This is a genomic window from Streptomyces sp. NPDC056948 (assembly GCF_042674225.1).
Lineage (GTDB): Bacteria > Actinomycetota > Actinomycetes > Streptomycetales > Streptomycetaceae > Streptomyces > Streptomyces purpurascens.
In genome coordinates this window covers 1-2104 of record NZ_JBHUQX010000746.1, presented here as the reverse complement: position 1 = coordinate 2104, position 2104 = coordinate 1, and the positions used below count along the sequence as shown (strand labels likewise).

Annotated in this window: 3 protein-coding genes; 2 read left to right on the top strand and 1 reads right to left on the bottom strand. The window is 70.0% G+C overall.

All coding sequences use genetic code 11. The features are described from left to right. Positions 1-219: 219 nt before the first annotated feature. The gene (locus ACFTZL_RS44280; protein ID WP_382596137.1) at positions 220-669 is read right to left on the bottom strand and encodes a MarR family winged helix-turn-helix transcriptional regulator; all 450 of its coding nucleotides are present in this window, start codon (positions 667-669) and stop codon (positions 220-222) included. Between the two features lie 101 nt (positions 670-770). On the opposite strand from ACFTZL_RS44280, the gene ACFTZL_RS44275 reads away from it, so the two are divergent. Together ACFTZL_RS44275 and ACFTZL_RS44270 are read left to right on the top strand one after the other, a co-directional pair. Next, a complete protein-coding gene (locus ACFTZL_RS44275) occupies positions 771-1793 on the top strand; it encodes an NADP-dependent oxidoreductase (protein ID WP_382596134.1) in 1023 nt (340 codons plus the stop codon). Positions 1794-1887: 94 nt separating this feature from the next. Further along, a partial coding sequence (locus ACFTZL_RS44270) for an Ohr family peroxiredoxin (RefSeq protein WP_382596131.1) occupies positions 1888-2104 on the top strand: 217 nt, incomplete at its 3' end.

Here is a 2104-nt window from a genome sequence, read left to right as displayed (position 1 = left end):
GGTCGGATACCGACTGACTGTCCGTTGACGCGCCAACCGCTGCGGGCGGACACCCCCCGACACGGCCCCTTCCGTGCGTACGCGGGTGCGGGTCCGCTGAGCTGCGGGCATGCGTGCCGCTGGGGGCGGCACGGGTGGGCGCAGCGGCACCCCGCTCCGCCGGGCTGCGGACCCACCCGACCTCAGCGATTACGCCGGGCACTGACAGGGATCAGCCCGTCACACAACCCCCAGCATCCCCCGAAGCGCATCGCGCAACGCCACCCTCTCCCCCTCGGAGAGCCCGGCCAGCGGCTCCCGGGCGAACCTCAGGGACTCCCGCAGACTCCGGGCCACCCGCCGCCCCTCACTCGTCGCCGCCGCCACCTTCACCCTCCGGTCCGCGGGATCCGGCTGTCGTTCCACCAGCCCCCGCGCCTCCAGCCGATCCACGATCCCCGTGACGTTGGACGGCTCGCACTTCAACCGCTGGGCGAGCCTCCGCATGGGCAGTGGCTCGAGGCACAGCAGGTTCAGGAGCCGCGCCTGCGCCCCGGTGAGGGAGTGTTCGGCCGCCGCCTCCTCGTAGTCCTCGTGGAACCGGGCCACGGCCTCGCCGATGAGCTCGACGACCTCGAGGGTCAGCGAGTCGGGGTGGGGGGAGTCCGGGGTCGGTGTGGTGGAAACCATGACGTCGAGGGTACCCGGTTATTTGACAACGTGAAACTTTCAGGAGCATGGTTGTTTCAGTTACTGAAACATCCGCTCGAGCCAGTGAGGACAGGCGCATCATGACCGACACCCCCACCCTCCCCGCCGTCAGCCGCGAGTGGCACCTGGCGAGCCGGCCCGTCGGCTGGCCGAAGCCCGAGGACTTCGCCTTCGTCGAGGCGGAGGTGCCGCAGCCGGGCGAGGGGCAGGTCCTCGTGCGGAACAAGTACCTCTCCGTGGACCCGTACATGCGTGGCCGCATGAGTGACGCGAAGTCCTACGTCGCCCCGTTCGAGCTGGGCAAGGTCATGCAGGGCGGTGCCGTCGGCGAGGTCGTGGCCTCCAACGTCGAAGGGCTGGCCGTCGGGGATCACGTACTGCACTTCCTCGGGTGGCGTGAGTACGCCGTCGTGGCCGCGAAGAACGCCGTCAAGGTGGACGCGGACGCCGCGCCGCTGTCGACCTACCTCGGTGTGCTGGGCATGACCGGCCTCACCGCCTACGCGGGGCTGCTGCGCACCGCCGCCTTCAAGGAGGGCGACACCGTCTTCGTGTCCGGTGCCGCCGGCGCCGTGGGCGGCCAGGTCGGGCAGATCGCCAAGCTGAAGGGCGCCTCGCGGGTCATCGGGTCCGCCGGGTCCGCCGAGAAGGTGAAGCTCCTCGTCGAGGAGTACGGCTTCGACGCCGCCTTCAACTACAAGGACGGATCGGTGAGCGAGCAGCTTCGTGCCGCCGCCCCGGACGGGATCGACGTCTACTTCGACAACGTCGGCGGTGACCACCTGGAGGCGGCCATCGGGTCCCTCAACCAGGGCGGCCGGATCGCCGTCTGCGGCATGATCTCCGTCTACAACAACACCGAGCCCGCCCCGGGCCCGAGGAACCTCGCCCGCCTGATCGCGACCCGCGGCCGCATCGAGGGCCTCCTGGTCGGGGACCACTACGACCTGCAGCCGCAGTTCGTCCAGGAGGTCGCCCCCTGGGTCGCCTCCGGTGAGCTGAAGTACCGCGAGACCGTCGTCGAGGGCATCGAGAACAACCTCGAGGCGTTCCTGGGTGTGCTGCGCGGTGACAACACCGGGAAGATGATCGTCAAGCTCTGACGCCTTCTGTTGGTTTTCGGCATGCGGTAAGTTTTTTCCGAATCCGCTCGGCCCGGGCGCGAGCCGCGGCGGACGACCGAAGGAACACAACCCCATGCCGATCCAGCAGTCCGACGTCCTGTACACCGCCGTCGCCACCGCCGAGGGCGGGCGCGACGGGCGCGTGGCCACCGATGACGGCCGGCTCGACGTCGTCGTCAATCCGCCGCAGGCCCTGGGAGGCAGTGGCGCCGGCACCAACCCCGAGCAGCTCTTCGCCGCCGGGTACAGCGCCTGCTTCCAGGGCGCCCTCGGCGTCGTCGCCCGTGAGA